The 19,635-nt window shown below is 45.1% G+C and carries 14 protein-coding genes; 8 read left to right on the top strand and 6 right to left on the bottom strand.

The genetic code is table 11. The features are described 5' to 3' along the window. Positions 1–11: 11 nt before the first annotated feature. Positions 12–2,288 (bottom strand): formate C-acetyltransferase, encoded by a 2,277-nt coding sequence (gene pflB, locus QMG91_RS11335; protein WP_022550228.1) that lies wholly within the window; start codon positions 2,286–2,288, stop codon positions 12–14. Positions 2,289–2,575: 287 nt separating this feature from the next. Further along, a complete protein-coding gene (locus QMG91_RS11330) occupies positions 2,576–4,120 on the bottom strand; it encodes a DUF3360 family protein (RefSeq protein WP_022550229.1) in 1,545 nt (514 codons plus the stop codon). Between the two features lie 545 nt (positions 4,121–4,665). On the opposite strand from QMG91_RS11330, the gene QMG91_RS11325 reads away from it, so the two are divergent. The 5 genes from QMG91_RS11325 to QMG91_RS11305 all read left to right on the top strand — a co-directional run bounded on the left by QMG91_RS11325 (position 4,666) and on the right by QMG91_RS11305 (position 9,588). Continuing rightward, the gene (locus QMG91_RS11325) at positions 4,666–6,180 is read left to right on the top strand and encodes a hypothetical protein (RefSeq protein ID WP_281826543.1); all 1,515 of its coding nucleotides are present in this window, start codon (positions 4,666–4,668) and stop codon (positions 6,178–6,180) included. 259 nt (positions 6,181–6,439) lie between these two features. Then, positions 6,440–7,210, top strand: coding sequence for an ABC transporter ATP-binding protein (locus QMG91_RS11320; protein WP_022550231.1), 771 nt, complete (start codon positions 6,440–6,442; stop codon positions 7,208–7,210). A gap of 63 nt (positions 7,211–7,273) precedes the next feature. Then, complete coding sequence (locus QMG91_RS11315) at positions 7,274–8,041, top strand: ABC transporter substrate-binding protein (protein ID WP_022550232.1); 768 nt, start codon at positions 7,274–7,276, stop codon at positions 8,039–8,041. Between the two features lie 125 nt (positions 8,042–8,166). Next, positions 8,167–8,907, top strand: a complete 741-nt coding sequence (locus tag QMG91_RS11310) for an ABC transporter permease (RefSeq protein ID WP_045961605.1) — start codon at positions 8,167–8,169, stop codon at positions 8,905–8,907. 3 nt (positions 8,908–8,910) lie between these two features. After that, positions 8,911–9,588, top strand: coding sequence for an ABC transporter permease (locus tag QMG91_RS11305; RefSeq protein ID WP_004402602.1), 678 nt, complete (start codon positions 8,911–8,913; stop codon positions 9,586–9,588). A 66-nt stretch (positions 9,589–9,654) separates the two neighbouring features. Here QMG91_RS11305 and QMG91_RS11300 read toward each other — a convergent pair whose 3' ends face one another. Both QMG91_RS11300 and QMG91_RS11295 read right to left on the bottom strand, forming a co-directional pair. Beyond that, the gene (locus tag QMG91_RS11300; protein ID WP_281826539.1) at positions 9,655–11,871 is read right to left on the bottom strand and encodes a hypothetical protein; all 2,217 of its coding nucleotides are present in this window, start codon (positions 11,869–11,871) and stop codon (positions 9,655–9,657) included. After that, positions 11,858–12,016: a hypothetical protein gene (locus QMG91_RS11295; RefSeq protein ID WP_004402606.1), complete on the bottom strand. Its 159-nt coding sequence runs from the start codon at positions 12,014–12,016 to the stop codon at positions 11,858–11,860. The genes QMG91_RS11300 and QMG91_RS11295 overlap by 14 nt, the downstream gene beginning before the upstream one ends. 514 nt (positions 12,017–12,530) lie before the next feature. Between QMG91_RS11295 and QMG91_RS11290 the strand changes: the two genes are divergently transcribed. The 3 genes from QMG91_RS11290 to fabV all read left to right on the top strand — a co-directional run bounded on the left by QMG91_RS11290 (position 12,531) and on the right by fabV (position 16,868). Then, positions 12,531–13,157 carry a TetR/AcrR family transcriptional regulator gene (locus tag QMG91_RS11290; protein ID WP_004402609.1) on the top strand — a complete coding sequence of 209 codons (627 nt, stop codon included), beginning with the start codon at positions 12,531–12,533 and terminating at the stop codon, positions 13,155–13,157. 65 nt (positions 13,158–13,222) lie between these two features. Next, on the top strand, positions 13,223–15,514 hold the full coding sequence (locus QMG91_RS11285) for an acyl-CoA dehydrogenase (protein ID WP_281826536.1): 2,292 nt from the start codon (positions 13,223–13,225) through the stop codon (positions 15,512–15,514). 151 nt (positions 15,515–15,665) lie between these two features. Beyond that, entirely contained in the window at positions 15,666–16,868 is a 1,203-nt protein-coding gene (gene fabV / locus QMG91_RS11280) for an enoyl-ACP reductase FabV (RefSeq protein ID WP_022550236.1), read from the top strand. A 68-nt stretch (positions 16,869–16,936) separates the two neighbouring features. Here the strand turns inward: fabV and QMG91_RS11275 are convergent, their stop codons facing one another. Then, positions 16,937–18,619, bottom strand: coding sequence for an aspartate:alanine antiporter (locus QMG91_RS11275; protein WP_022594355.1), 1,683 nt, complete (start codon positions 18,617–18,619; stop codon positions 16,937–16,939). Positions 18,620–18,797: 178 nt separating this feature from the next. Next, complete coding sequence (locus tag QMG91_RS11270; protein WP_004402615.1) at positions 18,798–19,061, bottom strand: GrxA family glutaredoxin; 264 nt, start codon at positions 19,059–19,061, stop codon at positions 18,798–18,800. Positions 19,062–19,635: the final 574 nt, after the last annotated feature.

Here is a 19,635-nt window from a genome sequence, read left to right as displayed (position 1 = left end):
TACTAAGAATCTTATAGAGACTCAGTAAATGTACGTGCGATTACGTCTTTTTGCTGCTCTACAGTCAGAGAGTTAAAACGTACAGCGTAACCAGATACACGGATTGTCAGCTGTGGGTAGTTCTCTGGGTGCTTAACTGCGTCTTCTAGAGTTTCGCGGTTAAGTACGTTCACGTTCAGGTGCTGACCACCCTCGATACCTTGCTCGTGGTGGAAGTAACCATCCATCAGACCCGCCAGGTTAGCGCGCTGTGAGTTCTCTTCTTTACCCAGTGCGTTTGGCACGATAGAGAATGTGTAAGAGATACCGTCTTTCGCATCAGCAAATGGCAGTTTACCGACAGATGTTAGAGATGCTACTGCACCTTTCTCATCACGACCGTGCATTGGGTTTGCACCCGGTGCAAATGGTGCACCTGCTTTACGACCATCTGGTGTTGTACCAGTCTTCTTACCGTATACCACGTTTGAAGTGATAGTAAGGATAGACTGAGTAGGAACTGCATCACGGTAAGTCTTAAGCTTACGGATTTTACCCATGAAGATAGAAACAAGTTCACAAGCCATGTCATCAACACGTGCGTCGTTGTTACCAAATTTAGGGTAGTCGCCAGAGATGTCGAAGTCGATAGCAATGCCGTCTTCGTCACGGATTGGCTTAACTTGACCGTACTTGATTGCAGACAATGAGTCAGCAGCAACAGAAAGACCAGCGATACCACACGCCATTGTACGGCGAACGTCACGGTCATGAAGTGCCATTAGAGCTGCTTCGTAGCTGTACTTGTCGTGAGAGTAGTGGATAGCATTTAGCGCAGTCACATATTGCTTCGCCAGCCAGTCCATGAAGTTGTCCAGACCAGCCCAAACTTTGTCGAAGTCCAGAACTTCATCAAGCATTGGTTCAGTCTTAGGACCAACTTGCATCTTAAGCTTCTCATCTACACCGCCGTTGATAACGTAAAGTAGAGTCTTAGCTAAGTTTGCACGAGCGCCGAAGAACTGCATGTGCTTACCGATAACCATTGGAGATACACAACAAGCGATAGCGTAGTCATCGTTGTCGAAGTCTGGACGCATTAGGTCATCGTTCTCGTACTGGATAGAAGAAGTATCGATAGATACTTTCGCACAGAACTTCTTGAAGCCATCAGGTAGCTGCTCAGACCAAAGTACAGTGATGTTTGGCTCTGGAGAAGGACCCATAGTGTATAGCGTGTTTAGGAAACGGAAGTTTGTACGTGTAACAAGAGTACGACCGTCAACACCCATACCACCCATAGATTCTGTTGCCCAGATTGGGTCGCCAGAGAATAGCTCATCGTACTCAGGAGTACGTAGGAAGCGAACCATACGCAGCTTCATTACGAAGTGGTCGATCATTTCCTGAGCTTGTTCTTCTGTGATGATGCCCGCTGCAATATCACGCTCAACGTACACGTCTAGGAAAGTCGAAGTACGACCCAGAGACATAGCCGCGCCGTTTTGAGATTTAACCGCAGCCAGGTAACCGAAGTAAGTCCACTGGATTGCTTCTTGAGCTGTTGTTGCAGGACCAGAAATGTCGAAGCCGTAAGACGCTGCCATTTCTTTCAATTGACCTAGTGCACGGTGCTGCTCTTGAAGCTCTTCACGCAATTGCATGGTCATTTGTAGATCGTCACCACCTTCAAGTTTTTCTTGAGTAGAGTGGAACTGAGCGACCTTATCCTTCATTAGGAAGTCTACGCCGTATAGAGCGACACGACGGTAGTCACCAATGATACGACCACGACCGTATGCATCAGGAAGACCAGTCAGAACACCAGACTTACGACATTTTAGAATATCTGGAGAGTAAACATCGAAAACACCTTGGTTGTGTGTTTTTCTGTACTCTGAGTAGATTTTAGAAACTTGTGGATCTAGTGTGCGACCGTACGCTTTGCATGATCCTTCGATCATACGAACACCGCCGTTAGGCATGATTGCACGCTTAAGAGGCGCTTCAGTCTGAAGACCAACAATAGTTTCTAGGTCTTTGTTGATGTAGCCAGCATCATGAGAAGTGATGGTAGAGATAACTGAAGTATCGAAATCAACAGGTGCGTGAGTGGCGTTTTCCTGTTTGATACCTTCCATTACCTTAGCCCAAAGCGTATTCGTTGCTTCTGTACCTTCAGAAACTAGGAAAGATTCGTCACCTTCATACGGCGTGTAGTTCTTTTGAATGAAATCACGAACGTTAACTTCGTTTTGCCAATCGCCTTGTGCAAAACCTTCCCAAGCTTTAGCAAATTGCTCTGCCATGACATACCTACCTTTTTAGTAGAAAAAACACGTACTGTTTTTAGCCGTTGAGCCAGCTACCTCCTACGGGGAGGGCAGTACACTCTTTATGAATAACAATATGAATAGCTTCGCTTTTTTCGTCTTAAAGCCATACATATTGTCACTAGTTTTAAGATTCTGTCTCTTTTCTTCAGTTCCAAGATAGTCTAAAAAAAAGTTGCAAACCTTAAACTAAATCAATAAATCCTAAAAAAAGTCGATAAAATTTGGGTGGCAATTGTTGCCACCCACAAATTTATTTGAATTTAAAGCCAGGCTTTGATGCCATATTGGCTTTCAAGCATACCTACCGCTAGCATAGCAATCAGACAGATAACCAGTACACCACCTGGGATCACAACTTTGTCGACGAAAGAAAGCTTCTTCGCGCGCTCTTTGTCACCAATTAGGCCGTTGTTATCCAGAAGCATTGTGATAGCCCATGCCAGAACAGGGTTAACCACGGCACTACCAAAGATACAGATACCAGCTGCTTGTGAATCTTTCGTGTCTTTCACCATCTGCATACCCGCTTCAAGCAATGGAAGGAATACACCAACCAGAAGAGCAACACGCATGACAGGAGGCCAAACAGCGACATCCATTGGGAAACCAAGAATCGCAACAGCCATAACAATTAAGCCAAGCAGGATTGCACCACCAGGAATAGGGCGCTTGGCGATAGCGGCTGGGATCATGTACGTACCCCAAGAAGAAGTGATGTTACCGCCACCGACTGCTGTACCAACCATTTGACGAATTGAACACATGGTCATTGTGTCATCGACATCCATAAGTACTTTTTCAGTACGTTTAGGGTAGTTAAGCTCTTGGAAAATACGGTGACCAAGGAAGTCAGGAGACCACATTGCTACCGCCAGAATCGCAAATGGCAGTGATGCAATGAAATGCTGAAGTGTTGGCAAGCCAAGTTGCCAGCCTGTTTCCGTGCTGCCCCACCAGTACACAGGGTTTAGGTTAGGCAAGCCCATTTCAGTTTCAAATTTCAGGTCAAAGCTTGCGCCCAATGCTAACGCAACGACAAGACCAACTGCCGCACACACTGGAATCGCCAGCCAGCGCATGTTGATTTTAGCTAGAAACGCATAAATAACGATGGTAATTGCGAGTACAACCAACCCAACATAGCCCATGCTGCCTGCAGCCACTTCCGCAGATTCAAGACCCGTTGCCCAACTTTGAATTGAACCGATCTGGCTCATGGTTCCGGTAAAGCCGAGGAATATCAGGAGACCACCAGCGGTGCCTTGGGAAGTTAAGTTAACGAGTTTAGATCCGCCCTTGAAGTAACTTAAAAGAAGACCAAATACCCCAAGAAGAATGGCAAGCGCAAGAGGGTGAGCACCGGCTAAAGCAATGGTGCCGATGAGCGGGATCATTGGTCCGTGGTTACCTGCGAGGTTTGCACGAGGGTTAATGAAACCGGATGCGAGTACACAGAAAAGTAGAGCAGGGATTAGCATTTCAACACGAGCAACTTCAATGGCAAATTCTTTACCTAGATTGACGTGTTCCCAAGCGGCGGACAGACCATCTGCCCACGACATCATTACCGCTGAATACATGGCAATGATACCGATTGTGCCAGCAAGTGCTGGAACTAAATCTTCCAATTCAAAGCGGAAGTCGCGACCGGGAAGGTTCAGACCATAGCGGCGAGGCTTCATTATTTGAAGTTCATGGTCTAGATAATCTGAACGACTCTTGAACTCTGAAGCTGGTCTGTGCAGCTCGCTATAGCTTTTCTCATCCATAGCGTCTGAGTTGTCTGTTTTGACGGCGTCGGACATAGATTCCTCGTTTTCTTAAAGTTAGTAATTCTTTAAACATTGAAACAACCGCAAATAAGTGGTTGCATTCGCTAAACTGTGGCACGAGCTATATGGGCTAGTGTTGCACAATATGAAACTCTTTTGTTGATTAAATTGTTGTTTTTTGTATTCGTTCCGAGTGTATCAACGGGCCTATTTAGCATGATTGATCTTGATCACTTAAAGGCTATTGTTGAAATAAAACTACAACATGATGCTAATAATGCGTGTACCTGCATCAAATTATGTAAATTGGTTACGGTTATTTTCGAAAAAATACAAGTTATGCGAAGCATCTATCAGCCAGAGAAATAAAAATATGATCTTTATCATTAACGTGATGCAAGGGATGAGAAAATGAGCAGCAACTGGTTTGCCTGTTTGAGGCTATCTAACAGCGCAACGCACTGTTTTTACGCTAATTTACGATGACGCTCTTTTCTGGCTTGGTTTTTGCTTTTTCATTTTTCAGACAGAGAAATGAAAGAGTGGTGGCAACGGCTTGCCGCTCATGAGGGGAAAAGATGACAAAATTCAAATTCAGTGTTGTTGCTTTGGCTACAGCCGTTATGTTGTCTGGGTGCGGTTCAGAAAGTAAGAGCAGCACAGGCAGTAACAGTAAACCACCCACACCACCTGCACCGACGCCGACTCCGCCGCCAGCGCCAACAATCTATAACTGGCAGCTTGTTAACCTGCGTTCAGAAGTGCCTAGTTCAGTAAATGCCGATTGTGCTGTTTACGCCGTAGACACGAATGATAGTTCAAAGCGCATCTATGCGTACCGTGCGACACAAAATGTGGTGATTTCAATACATAACTCGGTTGGTAAACTGGTAAAAGAACTCTCCCCCAACGCTTACGGTACGGTAAGCATTAACTATGATGACATCCCAACAAATGGATATGTCACTGTAGAAGAAGTGGACGGCTTAATTGGTTCAGGAAGAGCTCTGTATTCTTATTCTGTTGAAAAACCATTTGTGAACAATATGGTCTTCAACTTACGCAAGCCTGGCGCTTACTCTTGTTATTATACTGGTGAGGGGCTACCGGCAAGCGTCACCCCTGATGCTAATGCTGGCGTAACAGTAAATGCACCTGCCACGAAATATGTGCAATCAAGTTATATCGATAAAGGCACTTCGGGAGCAGTGGCAAATTTTCCAAACAAAATTCCTGTTATCGCGCCAATTCCGGCGACAGAAAAAATCCTACTCACACAGTATGAAACCTACACCAGTTCTCAGGCGCTAGATTTACGGAACTACGCGTTTGTTGGCGGTGACTTTGCACATAATCAGAACACTCACCCCGATAGCAAAACGGTTACGCTTTCCGACACCAATTTAGTCCAGCCAGGTTTAAGCTTTACGGACTTAACCTTATCCAGTGGAAACGAGGTAGAAGTGTCTCACAATGGGCATCTTTATCAGTGGCAGCCAATCTATCAGTCAAGCTCAAACTTTTCATTTGTTGATGGAAACGGTCCTTTCAGTGCATGGGCGATGAAAATCAACGGCACAACAACGAATGGGTCTTGGGCGTATAAAGGAATGTATCCTGTTAATTCAACCGCGAAGACTATCACTCCGCCGATTCTGACTAATTTTGCCGCATCGGTTACGACAGCAAACTGCAGTGGTACACACTGTGTAGAAAGCCAAGGGTATACCGCTTCAAATTACAATATCCAGCGTGTTCATGTCCGTTCCAATACGTCGGATGGAAGCAACTATTACCAAACGATTATCTCAATGCCCCGTAGTACTCAGGTACTGATGGAGAGCAAGTATTCAGCGCTAGCTCCATCTTCTTCCAACAGAATAGAAATTGGGTTGGGATCATTAAGTGAGACAAGTTCAGCAATGACTCAGCACTTTATGTCCAACTTTATTGATGTCCAAAATCTGGCATCAGGCACGGCGAGCAACAACTTCGACGTAAATGGTCCGGTAATACAGCCTTCATCTGAAAAGACGCGCTATATTTCATTAATGGGCAAAACAAGTGTCACGCTATCAAATAGCGTTAACTGATGAAGATTGTGAACTGATGGTTTTTCAAGTTCACAAAAATTAACCTTTAAGAGCCTCATCATTGAGGCTCTTTTTACATCAATATCCAGAAAAGCTGAAAATAAACTCTGGTGGATGCATACTTATTCAGATATATTGTCTGAATAATAAAAACTTTAAAGTTAATAATATGTTGCAAGAAGGTTTCTTGAATGCTAGCTTGTAACACACTTAGAGGTCGGAGTACCTTGCAGTCGGAATTACACAGGGAGTTAAGCGCATGAAGGATGTAATCGCGCTGGATATAAAAGAACTGCACAAAACGTTCGGTCAGAACGAAGTTTTAAAAGGCATTTCGCTTGAAGCTCACAAAGGGGATGTCATTTCCATTATCGGCTCTTCCGGTTCCGGTAAGAGTACCTTTCTCAGATGTATCAATCTTTTAGAAACCCCAACCGCTGGTGAAATTTGGGTCAATGGTGAATTGATTCAGATGAAAACTAACCGTCGTGGTGAATCTTTACCCGCTAACGAAAAACAAGTTCAACGAATCCGTTCTCGTCTGGCAATGGTTTTTCAGGGGTTTAATCTTTGGTCTCATTTGACCGTTTTAGAAAATGTTATGGAAGCGCCAGTTCACGTATTGGGTGTACCTAAAGCAGAAGCCAGAGACAAGGCAGAAGAACTGCTAAAGAAAGTCGGTCTCTTCGAGCGCAAAGATTATTACCCAGGGCACCTGTCTGGCGGTCAGCAACAACGCGCCGCTATAGCTAGAGCACTGGCGGTTGATCCCGAAGTTATGCTTTTCGATGAACCTACATCGGCGCTTGATCCAGAATTAGTTGGTGAAGTGCTTGGTGTTATGCGTGATCTCGCCGAAGAGGGAAGAACCATGCTGGTGGTCACTCATGAGATGGCATTTGCCCGGGATGTTTCTAACCACGTTATGTTTTTGCATCAGGGTTTGGTGGAAGAACAGGGAGATCCATCTAAACTGTTTACAAACCCTGAGTCGGAAAGACTTCAGCAGTTTATCTCTTCTATTTATTAAAACCAGTCTGATAAGACTAATTAAAACAAACACAACATTTAAACCATTCACAGGAGTATGGATATGAAAAAATGGTTACTTGCTGCGACTTTGGCAGCGACAGCTGTTGCAGGTACTGTTCAGGCGAAGGATTGGAAAACAGTACGCTTTGGGATTGAAGGTGCATACCCTCCATTTAGCTGGACGGAAGCCGATGGTTCGCTTAAAGGTTTTGATGTCGACATGGCGAATGCGCTTTGTAAAGAGATGGCAGTGAAATGTAAGATCGTCCCACAAGACTGGGATGGCATTATCCCATCACTTCTGGCGCGCAAATACGACGCTATTATCGCAGCAATGTCGATTACTGAAGAGCGTAAGAAGAAAGTCGATTTCACAGGCAAGTACGCACTTATTCCTAACAAATTCATTGCTAAGAAAGGTGCAGACATTGACTTTAGCAGCCTGGATGGTGTGAAGATTGGTGTACAACGTGCAACCACGCATGACAAATATCTAACCGATAACTACAAGAAAGTGGAAATTGTGCGTTACGGTTCGTTTGACGAAGCTTACCTGGACTTAGCAAACGGTCGAATCGCTTCTGTGTTAGGTGATGCATCTGCACTTGAAGAGGGTGTGCTTAACAAAGATGGCGGCGACGCTTATGAGTTTGTTGGTCCATCTTTGACAGACCCTAAATGGTTTGGTGACGGTTTCGGTATTGCCGTTCGTAAACAAGACAAAGATCTGACCAAAAAGCTGGATGCGGCAATTCTTGCTCTGCGTGAGAAGGGCATCTATCAGGAAATTGCAGCTAAGTACTTTAAGTACGATGTTTACGGCGAGTAATCGCTGACTTTTCTTCTTAAACAGAAGGCAACAATAATAAATGCAGAGGCAATGTGTGCCTCTGCAACTTTAATGCCCTGAGCAATTTTCGCCTTCTGCAGCTCGTAGTATTACTGGATGTAAATATGCTGGATCTTCAAGGATACGAAGTCTCAATTCTTAAGGGAGCGCTACTTACCATTGAAGTGGCGGTTCTGTCTCTTATTCTTGCCATGTTCCTTGGAATGTTAGGGGCACTGGCGAAGTTAGCTCCCTACCGCTGGGCACGTGCAATCGCGACGCTTTATACCACGGTTATTCGAGGTATACCTGATCTCGTGCTGATGATGCTGATTTTCTTCGGCGGACAAATACTACTGAACAACAGTCTCTACTCAATGAATGAGTGGCTAAATGAATGGATGACCTCAAGTAATCCAGACCATGAGTGGGTTTCTTACCTTCCAGATTATGTTGATGTCAGCCCGTTCATTGCTGGGGTACTGACGATAGGCTTTATCTTTGGCGCTTATATGGCTGAAACTTTCCGTGGCGCCATTATGGCCGTGGATAAGGGAGAGTTAGAAGCGGCGAAGGCATATGGGATGAGTAGTTTCTTAACTTTCCGTCGTATTCTTCTTCCACAAATGATTCGACATGCATTACCGGGTTTTGGCAATAACTGGTTGGTGTTGCTAAAAACCACTGCACTGGTGTCAATTATCGGTCTTGAGGATATGGTACGTGTGAGTTCACTGGCCGCTGGTTCGACAAAAATGCCGTTTACTTTTTATATGACGGTTGCCGTTATCTTTCTTTTCTTTACCAGTGTATCAACGGGTTTACTCAAGCTTGTTGAGCGCAAATTCAGTATTCACGCGAGGTAAACCATGGACTTTTCTTTAATTGTAGAAAGCTTTCCTGTTTATCTTGAAGGGTTGTGGACCACAGTCTGGTTAGTTGGATTAGCGCTTGTTATCGGTTTGATGGTTGCGATTCCATTAGGAGTGGCAAGAAATAGCGCGAATTATCTGATCAGTATGCCTTCGTGGGCATTCATTTATTTCTTCCGAGGCACACCATTACTGGTGCAGTTGTACCTTATCTATTATGGTATGGACCAGTTTTTCCCGGTGAAAGATACCCTATGGGAACACGCGTGGTTCTGTGCTCTGGTGGCTTTTGTGTTGAATACGTCAGCGTATACTGCCGAAATCATCCGAGGTGCGATTAATGGGTTGCCTAAAGGTGAAGTGGAAGCGGCAAAAGCATACGGCATGAGTACCTGGAAGACGTACCGTCGAATCATTTTACCTAGTGCATTAAGAAGGGCACTCCCAGCATACAGTAATGAAGTGATCTTTATGCTTCACGGATCGGCAGTGGCTGGTATCGTGACCATTATTGATTTAACTGGTGCGGCAAGGTTAGTGAACTCTCGATACTACGCGCCTTTTGAGTCCTTCCTCACTGCAGGTCTATTCTATATGGCGCTGACTTTTATCATTCTGGGATGTTTCAAAGTTGCAGAGAAGAAATTCCTGGCGTACTTAAGACCGCTCTCTTAAATACCTTCAAAAAAAGAAAAGCTCAATGGCGAAAACCATTGAGCTTTTTTGTATCGATATAAGACCCTAATTATTAGAGACGATTTCCCCTGCAATGACAGAAGGCTCACCCGTGACCGTTGGCATGACACCGATATTGGCATTGCCTGTAATCGATGTTGGCACAGCGACTGCTGGATCCTGAAGAGTGAGTGCAGTGCATTGTCCTGTTGCGTTTTGCATCTGCTGTTCTATCTCTTTTGCTTTAATCACGTATTGGTTGCTGGACCCCATTAAGGTGCCATCTGCTATAGAGAATTTAGGTCTGTATTGATTACCCTGTTTCTCATAAGGAATACCCCACAGATCCCCATTTCCTCCGTAATTGAGCAGGAAGGTTTGACCATCGTAGTTTCCTGCATTACCAGAGCGGTCATTCGCGTTACTGTGCGAATAACTGAACTGTATCGGTTTATCAAAGGTCACAATGTTGTTCTGGCTATTACGAACGGCAGATAACTGATTCCAACTGCTGATTCCCGTCTCCCAAACGTAGTAAGTAGTCACGACACTTGGGTCGTAAATATCCCAAACGTTTGTCATGCTTGACGCTACCGTACTAGTGACCATAGGACCAGAACGAACTCCCCAGCTGTGAGGTGAGCTGTTCAGTTGCTGCTTGGTTATGGAGGAATTGTATCTAACAGGTTCGCTATTGCTGTCTCTGACCAGAGTCAGGGCATTGCTTCCTGAGTTGGAGAAGGAAAAGTCTATGGCTGACGCCACGTTAGCCGCCCTAGTCGAAAATGGGCTTCCGCTTCCTTCAAAGTTAGCGAGATCGGTGAGATCAAATGTACCAATAGGGCATCGGTCGAAGCACTTCAAGGTTACAGAACCATTTTCCAGTAGCTCGCCAGTGCCAGTCTCGCTGCCATTTAAGAAGGTCTGTTCATAGTAGGTCAGGCTGGAAGAACCATAAAGATACTTCACTTCCCCACCGAGTTGTTCAGACCACATATACAAAGACTCACCAGCATTAAGCGAAATGAGCTGGTCGGTTACATCAGTAATCTGCTGACCGCTGTCTCCCCAGTTCAGACCTGCTGTAATGTAAAAGCCGTCGGTTCCCACTGAGTCGTCATTAACGGTCAGGTATTTCACTACCCACTGATTGTAACCCGAGCTGTACACGTTGGAATCCCAATAGGAGAACGATACACCTCTTACATTGCTGAGTGCGAGTGTTTTCACTTCATTCTTTATCAGTCGACCTGGGGCGGTAACCAGCGTGTAATTCTCGGTAGAACCCTGATCTTCTCTAACCAAAGTGGTACCGTTTGCCAGGCTGGAATCACCTTCCGTCCAGACCCCCCAATAGCCTACATGTCCGTAAGCATCGACTTGGTTATCGCTGTCGCTATCGTAACGGAAAGAGAAACCACTATTCAAAGAAACCGCGGCTCCAGTGGATGCGTTGTAAAGGTCGTATCGATGAACAGAATCTGTGAACTGAGTTCTATCAAGACACTGACCTGAATTACTGCCAGTTTTGAAAGGTAGGCTGGCAACATCATTTGCGGACTGGATAAGTACATTGTTTGCGTCGAATGCTAATGCGTAGGCGTTTCCGGAATTGCTGCCTCTGTCAGCAGAAGTGATGGCGTTACCAGAAGCTCGATCAGCACTCATCACGACACTGGCACTTTGGACATACGTATCAGCGCCTCGATTACTGGTTTCGTAGAGCGTAAAACCAATGGAGTTAGCGACGGAATCGGAAGCGACAATTTCGCCAGCGCCATTCTGTGTGCCCTCTAACTGGTCAAACATTTCGAAGTTGAATGTGAATGCACCAAAAGGGTTACTCTCGCTGGCACCCGATGTGACCTCCGCTTTGAACTTAATGGCCTGATCGCTATCTCCGCCAGACATTTCTGGAATCCAGACGCTAATAACTAAAGGATCACTGTCTGATTCACGTGTCACGTTAGCAACCGCTTTTAAATAGGAAGGGGTATTGGCAGCCCCTGAAGACTGACCGGTTGAACCGTCATCTTCATTATCGAAACACGCCGCTTCATCTGCGAGTACCAGATAAGGTCCCTGGTTTGCAAAGTCTGTTGCTTTGAATTGAGCGGTAAAACACAAAATGCTGTTAACCAGCTCAATGGGTTCCAGTGCTTCTATCCAGACATGAGAACGTTGAGTGGCGTTTGAATAATCGGTTCCAGTGTCATTAAAGGCAGCGAAACTTGAAGTTGCAATAAAAATGCTCGATGCGAGCAAAGATTTAGTTATTTTCATTGGTCACAACCTCCAACTGCTCTGGAAGAACCAACTGAGACGTTGGTGTTGCCTGGGACTGAGCGGCTGAACTACTGCTGTCACAGCCACTGACGCCTAATACCATGATCAAAGCAGCTAAGCTGCTGTAGAGGGCTTTTTTCATTGTAATGTCTCCCTTTGGTAAGCCATACAATAAAAATATAGAACGCTTATTTAGGAAATCATCATTAAAAATAATGTTATTTAAATTTGTTTTTAAACAGAATATTAGGGGTGGGGTTGAGAGATTGGCTCGATTTTTGGTAGTTAATATTTATACATTAATGAGCTTTTAAATAAACAATGAGCTTATGCCTCATGTTGGTTATAGATGAGATAAAAAAAGCCCAAACCACTTGGGTTTGGGCGGATACAAATAGGAGTTAATAAGAAAAAAGCAGCGTTTGTAACAAGTTGCAGTAACTAAATCAGTCCAATACGATCGCAGACTCGGAATGCCCTGCTTGCTACATATTTTATGACCGGACCAAATTCGGTTAGTTCAAAATTTTTTCAAATTTTTTTTCTTATTCATAAAGCGCTTAGCCACAAGGTTATGGAATTGTGATGTTATCACCTTGTTAAATAAACTGTGTGGCGGTATATTTTCAAACAAGCGTTTAATACGAGTGATTAAAATGAGTGCGAAGAATAAAACGAAAGACAAAATTTTGGATGTGGCTGAGGCGCTCTTTGCAGAGCATGGTTTTAACGATACTTCTCTAAGAACCATAACAAGTAAAGCAAACGTCAACCTGGCTTCTGTGAATTATCACTTTGGAGACAAAAAGACTTTGGTACGCGCAGTTCTCAATCGCTATCTGGAAGCCTTTATGCCAGCACTTGGTGAAGCGCTGACTGAACTGAACAAAAAATCAGAGTTCTCCATGGAAGAGGTATTCCTCTCACTGAAACAACCTTTGCTATCGCTTAACTCTTTACGTCCGAACGGGGCGAGCCGTTTTATGTCTTTGATTGGCAGAGGTTATACCGATGTACAAGGTCACCTTCGCTGGTTTATCACCACTCGATACGAAGAAGTTCTGGGGCAATTCACGGGATCTGTGAGTAAAGCGAACCCAGCACTGACACCTGAAACTCTATTCTGGCGACTACACTTCACGTTAGGAACCTGTGTATTCACAATGGCATCGAGCCAGGCTTTGGCAGAAATTGCCTTTAATGACTTTGATAAACAGGTGGACTCAGAAGCCATCATCGATCAACTGATTCCCTATTTAGCGGCTGGTGTCGCAGCAAAATAATCGGTCAATGACCAACCATAACAAAAATAAAGATCAGTTATATAAAGAAACAAAAGGACTGAAACATGAGCTCTCTACAAAACCTAAGAAGGAAATGGGTAAGTGACCCAGCCTTCAAATTCTTTAAGAAGGTATTGCCACCACTCTCTGATACAGAGCGCGAAGCAATGGAAGCCGGCAGCGTATGGTGGGATGGTGAACTGTTCAGCGGTTCTCCGAACTGGCATATGCTTCATCAATACCCGAAACCAGAGCTGACGGACGAGGAGCAAAGCTTTGTCGATAACGAACTCGAAACCTTGCTGGGTATGCTCAATGATGACCAGATCGTAAGGCACGATCGCGATTTACCAGAAGAAGTATGGGATTACCTGAAAAAAGAACGCTTCTTCTCACTCATCATTTCCAAAGAGTACGGCGGACGTGAATTTTCTGCGCTGGCAAACTCAACCATTGTTACCAAAATCGCTACTAAGAGTATCAGTGCTGCGGTTTGCGTGATGGTTCCAAACTCTCTTGGTCCTGGTGAGTTGTTATCACACTATGGAACACAGGAACAAAAAGACTACTGGTTGCCGCGTCTGGCTGATGGTCGTGATATTCCTTGTTTCGCATTAACCGGTCCAGAAGCGGGTTCTGATGCTGGAGGCATTCCTGATCAGGGTGTTGTATGCATGGGGGAATACGAGGGCGAAGAAGTTCTGGGTATTCGTCTAAGCTGGAACAAGCGCTACATCACGTTAGCTCCTGTTGCGACCGTACTTGGTCTGGCATTCAAGCTAAAAGATCCAGACGGTTTATTAGGTGACAATCCTGATTTAGGCATTACTTGTGCTTTGATTCCAGCCGACCACAAAGGGGTGGAACTGGGAGAAAGACACGACCCACTCGGGTTAGCGTTTATGAATGGTCCTACGCGTGGTAACGACGTGTTTATTCCTATGGAATGGCTAATCGGTGGAGCAGATTACGCGGGTAAAGGCTGGCGCATGCTGGTGGAATGTTTGTCTGCGGGGCGCGGTATTTCACTGCCCGCTTTAGGTACATCAATTGGACACCTCACTTCACGTACAACTGGGGCGTATGCCTATGTGCGTAAGCAATTTGGCATGTCGATTGGTAAATTTGAAGGTGTGGCAGAGGCAATGGGGCGCATCGGTGGTCTGACTTACCTGCTCGAAGCGACCCGAACACTCACAACCACCTCTTTGGATATGAAAGAGAAGCCGGGAATTGTTACCGCTATCGCTAAGTACCATATGACGGAAATCGCACGAACGGTTTTGAACGATTCTATGGACATTCATGCTGGGCGTGCGATTCAGACAGGACCAATGAATTACCTGGCGCACCATTACTCAGGAATCCCTGTCGCGATTACAGTGGAAGGGGCGAATATCCTGACACGAAACTTGATGATTTTTGGTCAGGGAGCGACTCGCTGTCATCCATATGTCTTGAAAGAAATGGAAGCGGCAGCCAACCCAGACAGTAAAGAAGGCGCGAAAGAGTTTGATGAGCTGTTGTTTAAGCACATTGGGCACGCCACCAAGAATGCATTTGGTGCATTTGGCGCGGCGCTTACGGGGTCAAAGTTTGTTTCTGCATCTATGAGCGGCGAGACCAAAGTTTACTACCAACACATGACGCGTTTGAGCCGTGCTTTAGCAATAAGCTCAGATGTCGCAATGCTGACTCTCGGTGGTGAATTGAAGCGTAAAGAAATGATTTCGGCGCGCTTAGGCGACGGCCTTAGCTACTTGTTTATGGGCTCTGCAGTACTCAAAAAGTATGAAGATGATGGCAGGCAGCAATCGGATCTCGACTATGTGCACTACGCCATGAATCATTGTCTGCATAACGCCGCGAAGTCGTTGCAGGAAGCGTATGCGAACTTCCCATCTAAGGTGGCAGGTAAGTTCCTGAACTTCCTCGTCTTCCCGTTGGGTAATCATTTTAACAAGTCGACCGATGATAACGCGGTTTCTATCGCCAATAGTTTGATGACCCCTGGGGCGCATCGTGATCGTCTGACTCACCTGTGTTACGTAGGAAAAGACAACGATGACCCAGTTGGCTTGATGGAAAACGCATTCATGGCAATGTACAAAGTGCGTGGTCATGAACGTAAAGTGATTCAGGGCATCAAAGACGGCAAGATTGATAAGAAAGCACCGCTTCAAGAAAGGCTTGAGCAAGCATTGGAACACAAGATCCTGAACAAAGTTGAAGTGGACGAAATCTTGAGTGCAGACAAGCTGCGTTATCAGGCAATTCAAGTAGATCATTTCAGCCACGATATGGTTGAAACCCGAACTCATAAAACCAACTCGGTATCGCTGAATAGCGTCGCTTAAACGCTGACAAAGCATACACTTCAAAAGCGCTGCAGTAATGCAGCGCTTTTTTGTACAAACAGCTCCAACCACTTTCTCATTTCACAAGAAATTAGGTGCGAAACGCTTTGTAAACTTTTATCCTAGCAAAGTTTTTTTAAGGGAAATGAATATGATCATCAAACCAAGAATTCGTGGCTTCATTTGTACGACGACACACCCAGTTGGCTGTGAAGCAAACGTAAAAGAACAAATCGAATACACCAAAGCGCAAGGTCCTATCAAAAATGCTCCTAAGCGCGTGTTAGTTGTTGGTTCTTCAAGCGGTTACGGCTTGTCTTCTCGTATTGCCGCTGCATTCGGTGGTGGTGCATCAACCATTGGTGTGTTTTTCGAAAAAGCTGGTACAGAGAAAAAGCCTGGCACAGCGGGTTGGTACAACTCAGCGGCTTTTGACAAGTTGGCAAAAGAAGAAGGTTTGTACTCTAAAAGCTTAAACGGCGACGCATTCTCAAACGAAGCGAAACAAAAGACCATCGATTTGATCAAAGAAGACTTGGGTCAGATTGATATGGTAGTTTACTCTCTGGCTTCTCCAGTGCGTAAGCTTCCTGAAACGGGTGAACTCATCCGTTCGTCTCTTAAGCCTATCGGTGACACGTACACTTCAACTGCGGTAGACACTAACAAAGATGTGATCATCGAAGCGAGTGTTGAACCAGCGACAGAGCAGGAAATCAAAGACACGGTTACCGTGATGGGTGGCGAAGACTGGGAATTGTGGATTCAAGCCCTTTCGGAAGCAGGTGTTCTGGCCGAAGGTTGTAAGACAGTAGCATACAGCTACATCGGTACCGAGCTGACTTGGCCAATCTATTGGGATGGCGCTCTAGGTCAGGCGAAGATGGATCTGGATCGTGCGGCTTCTGCACTTAACGACAAGCTTGCAGCGACTGGCGGTAGTGCAAATGTTGCGGTACTGAAGTCGGTTGTCACTCAGGCGAGTTCTGCGATTCCAGTCATGCCTCTTTACATCGCTATGGTCTTCAAGAAAATGCGTGAAGAAGGTGTACACGAAGGTTGTATGGAACAGATCTTCCGTATGTTCAGCCAGCGTTTATACAAAGAAGATGGTTCAGCACCTGAAGTAGACGAGAAGAACCGTCTGCGTCTGGATGACTGGGAACTGCGTGATGACATTCAGCAACACTGTCGTGATCTATGGCCTCAGATTACCAGCGAAAACTTGAAAGAGCTGACTGACTACGTTGAATACAAAGAAGAGTTCTTGAAGCTGTTTGGCTTTGGTTGTGAAGGTGTTGACTACGAAGCAGATGTTAATCCTGCTGTAGAGTTTGATGTTCAAGACATCTAACGATTACCTTTGATATATGAAAGGCGCTCAGTGAGCGCCTTTTTTGTGACTGCGTTAAATAACAATTTCTAGGTAATGATGATCAAGAATGTACCTGCCAAGGTCATCAGGATATTGGCGATAGCGTAAGTACCTGCGTAACCCAGTGCTGGAATGGTTGATTTAGCTTGTTCGTTAACCACGTCCATTGCCGGACCACAGGTTCGTGCCCCCACTATCGCACCAATCAGAAGCGCTCGGTTCATCTTAAGAACGTAAGCACCAACCAGGTAAGCAATCATTACCGGAATAATACTCACCAGTAAACTTACCCCTAATATCTGAGGACCGACTTTTGTCATATAAGACACTATGCTGTCACCGGCACTTAATCCAATACCCACCATAAAGAACATCAATCCCAAGTCTTTGACCATATTCAATGCACCCTGAGGGACGTAACCGAAAGTCGGGTGGTTGGCTCTCAAAAATCCAAGTGTAATTCCAGAAAGTAAAAGTCCCACGGCATTACCCAATCCAAAGGTAACCTGACCAAAGGTCATGGTAATCAAGCCAAATAAAATACCTAGAATGAAAAAGCTACAGAATGCCAATAAGTCGGCCATTTGGCTATGAATCGAGATGAAACCGATTCGTTCTGCAAGTCCCATCACACGGCTTTTCTCACCACTGACCTGAAGAATGTCTCCCTTCGCGAGGACGATATTAAGATCCATCGGCATTTCAATCTGCGCCCTTACGACTCGGTTTAGGAAACAACCGTATTCAGAGAGGTTCAAATCAGAAAGCTTTTTGCCTGCGATGCTGTCACTTTTTACAACGATTTCTTCTTCAACAATTCGGAGGTCGAGCAGGTTACGGTCGAAAACCTCCTTGCCGTTCCTAAAGCTAGGGTCGAGTCGGGCATGGCTGTCGGGGTAACCAACCAAGGCGATTTCGTCACCTTCCTGAAGAATGGCATCACCATCTGGGTGGGCAAGAATACCGTTTCGACGAATACGCTCAATATAACAGCCTGTTTGACGATAGATACCCAGCTCACGGAGGTTTTTACCATCCGTCCAGTCGACCAGTTCAGTACCAACGCGATAGGCACGAATGATAGGCAGATAGACTTTTCTCTGAGCGGAGGTATCTAGCCCACGTTCTTGAGCAATTTGAGTTGCTGAGTCGTGCAGGTTTTGCTTTTGTAGCTTTGGTAAAAGCTTGGCAAGCAGGATCATGCTGGTTAAACCTACCAAATAAGCAATCGCATAACCTACCGACAAGTTCTCTCTCACCTTATCCATGGTGATGTCTGCAGGAACAGAAGCAAGACCGGTTTTTAAAGCATCCTGAGCACCAACCAATATCGGGGTAGAGGTAAGCGAACCTGCCATCATTCCAGCAGAGAAACCAAAGTCTAGTTCCAAATAACTGCTGATAAAGTAGGTTAACCCCAAGGCAGAGGAAAGCACGGTCAGGCTGAGAATAAAATAGTGCTTGCCGTCTCTGAAGAAAATACCAAAGAAGTTCGGTCCGGCTTCGATGCCGACGCAAAAGATGAATAACATAAAGCCAATGGTTAACGCATCGGCATTAAATGAGAAACCCAAATTTCCCATAAATATGGCGCTAATGAGGACACCAATGGCACTGCCTAGCTGCATTCGACCAAATTGAATTTTGCCGATACCCAGCCCCATGGCCAGGACGACGAAGATGAGCAAAATTGGGTTTTGCTCAAGTAAGATAACGATATCGATGTTCACTGCTCTCTAACTCGGAATCGCTGTGAAGGAATAGAAAAGGAAGGTGAAGTGTAACCGAAAGTTACTGCTGTAATAAGTGATTTATTAGCTTTTTTGACTAAATTTTTACGCGTTGTTCAGATAAAAAAATACAGCCCGCAAATGCGGGCTGTATTTTAATAAAATCAGCGACTTGAGATTAGTCGTAAAGACCTAGGTTTTCCTTCGCGTAAGCTTCAAATTCTGTGAAACCACCAACGTGGTCTTGGTCGACAAAAATTTGAGGAACGGTTTCTACAGGCTTACCTACCGTCTTTTCCAAATCGGCTTTGCTGATGCCTTCAGCATGAATATCAACGTAGCGATAGTTGAAATCGTCACGTTCATCTTTCAATTTATCAGCAAGGTCTTTCGCACGCACACAGAAAGGGCAACCAGGACGACCAAAAATCACTACAAACATATTCTTCTCCTTTGTTCTAATGGTGCCACTATGCCTGATCAAACGTGGGAAATAAAGCTCGAAAAACCATTTGCTTCAATAGGTTTTGCCTATCAAACTTTGTCTGGTTAATTCTTGTCAAATTCGTTGAGATTTTGGCTCAGTTGGAGCGGTCTTTTTATAAGAGTAAAGTTGCACCTACATTTGCGATCTGCTTCTTGGCGTGATGCGACAGAATTTGTTCTGAGACATAGACTGAAGACGCATTTGAACGTAAAACATTAGGGTCTGTTGACCTTTCGAGATGATTTTTGCAGCAATTTGTGGGTTCTTTATACAAGGCAGCGCTTATTCGGTGTAGTCGCTCTACATCAATAAGCGGTAACACAGTAGAAAGGAGCCACAAATGCTGCCCGAAGGGTTCGGTTCTATGCGCTTTACTCTTTGTTGCAAGGTATTTACTTAGAATGACTAAGCGAAAGACCTTGCGCCGCGATTAAACCACATAGAACTCGAACAAAATTTAACCGCGAAAGGTCAACAGACCCTAGTGTCCATACTGCAAAATGGACTTTGTTTCGGTGTAAATTAACGC

This window comes from Vibrio nigripulchritudo, from assembly GCF_027924785.1.
GTDB classification, from domain to species: domain Bacteria; phylum Pseudomonadota; class Gammaproteobacteria; order Enterobacterales; family Vibrionaceae; genus Vibrio; species Vibrio nigripulchritudo.
The sequence above is the reverse complement of the archived record's forward strand: the minus strand, read 5'-3'. Positions and strand labels throughout refer to the sequence as shown.

Bases quoted from the DNA above. Each gene is read 5' to 3' on its own strand.
- QMG91_RS11300 (WP_281826539.1), bottom strand. From the start codon at position 11,871: ATGAAAATAACTAAATCTTTGCTCGCATCGAGCATTTTTATTGCAACT.
- fabV (WP_022550236.1), top strand. From the start codon at position 15,666: ATGATCATCAAACCAAGAATTCGTGGCTTCATTTGTACGACGACACAC.
- QMG91_RS11270 (WP_004402615.1), bottom strand. From the start codon at position 19,061: ATGTTTGTAGTGATTTTTGGTCGTCCTGGTTGCCCTTTCTGTGTGCGT.
- QMG91_RS11330 (WP_022550229.1), bottom strand. From the start codon at position 4,120: ATGTCCGACGCCGTCAAAACAGACAACTCAGACGCTATGGATGAGAAA.
- QMG91_RS11310 (WP_045961605.1), top strand. From the start codon at position 8,167: ATGCTGGATCTTCAAGGATACGAAGTCTCAATTCTTAAGGGAGCGCTA.
- QMG91_RS11305 (WP_004402602.1), top strand. From the start codon at position 8,911: ATGGACTTTTCTTTAATTGTAGAAAGCTTTCCTGTTTATCTTGAAGGG.
- QMG91_RS11325 (WP_281826543.1), top strand. From the start codon at position 4,666: ATGACAAAATTCAAATTCAGTGTTGTTGCTTTGGCTACAGCCGTTATG.
- QMG91_RS11285 (WP_281826536.1), top strand. From the start codon at position 13,223: ATGAGCTCTCTACAAAACCTAAGAAGGAAATGGGTAAGTGACCCAGCC.
- pflB (WP_022550228.1), bottom strand. From the start codon at position 2,288: ATGGCAGAGCAATTTGCTAAAGCTTGGGAAGGTTTTGCACAAGGCGAT.
- QMG91_RS11290 (WP_004402609.1), top strand. From the start codon at position 12,531: ATGAGTGCGAAGAATAAAACGAAAGACAAAATTTTGGATGTGGCTGAG.
- QMG91_RS11315 (WP_022550232.1), top strand. From the start codon at position 7,274: ATGAAAAAATGGTTACTTGCTGCGACTTTGGCAGCGACAGCTGTTGCA.
- QMG91_RS11320 (WP_022550231.1), top strand. From the start codon at position 6,440: ATGAAGGATGTAATCGCGCTGGATATAAAAGAACTGCACAAAACGTTC.
- QMG91_RS11295 (WP_004402606.1), bottom strand. From the start codon at position 12,016: ATGAAAAAAGCCCTCTACAGCAGCTTAGCTGCTTTGATCATGGTATTA.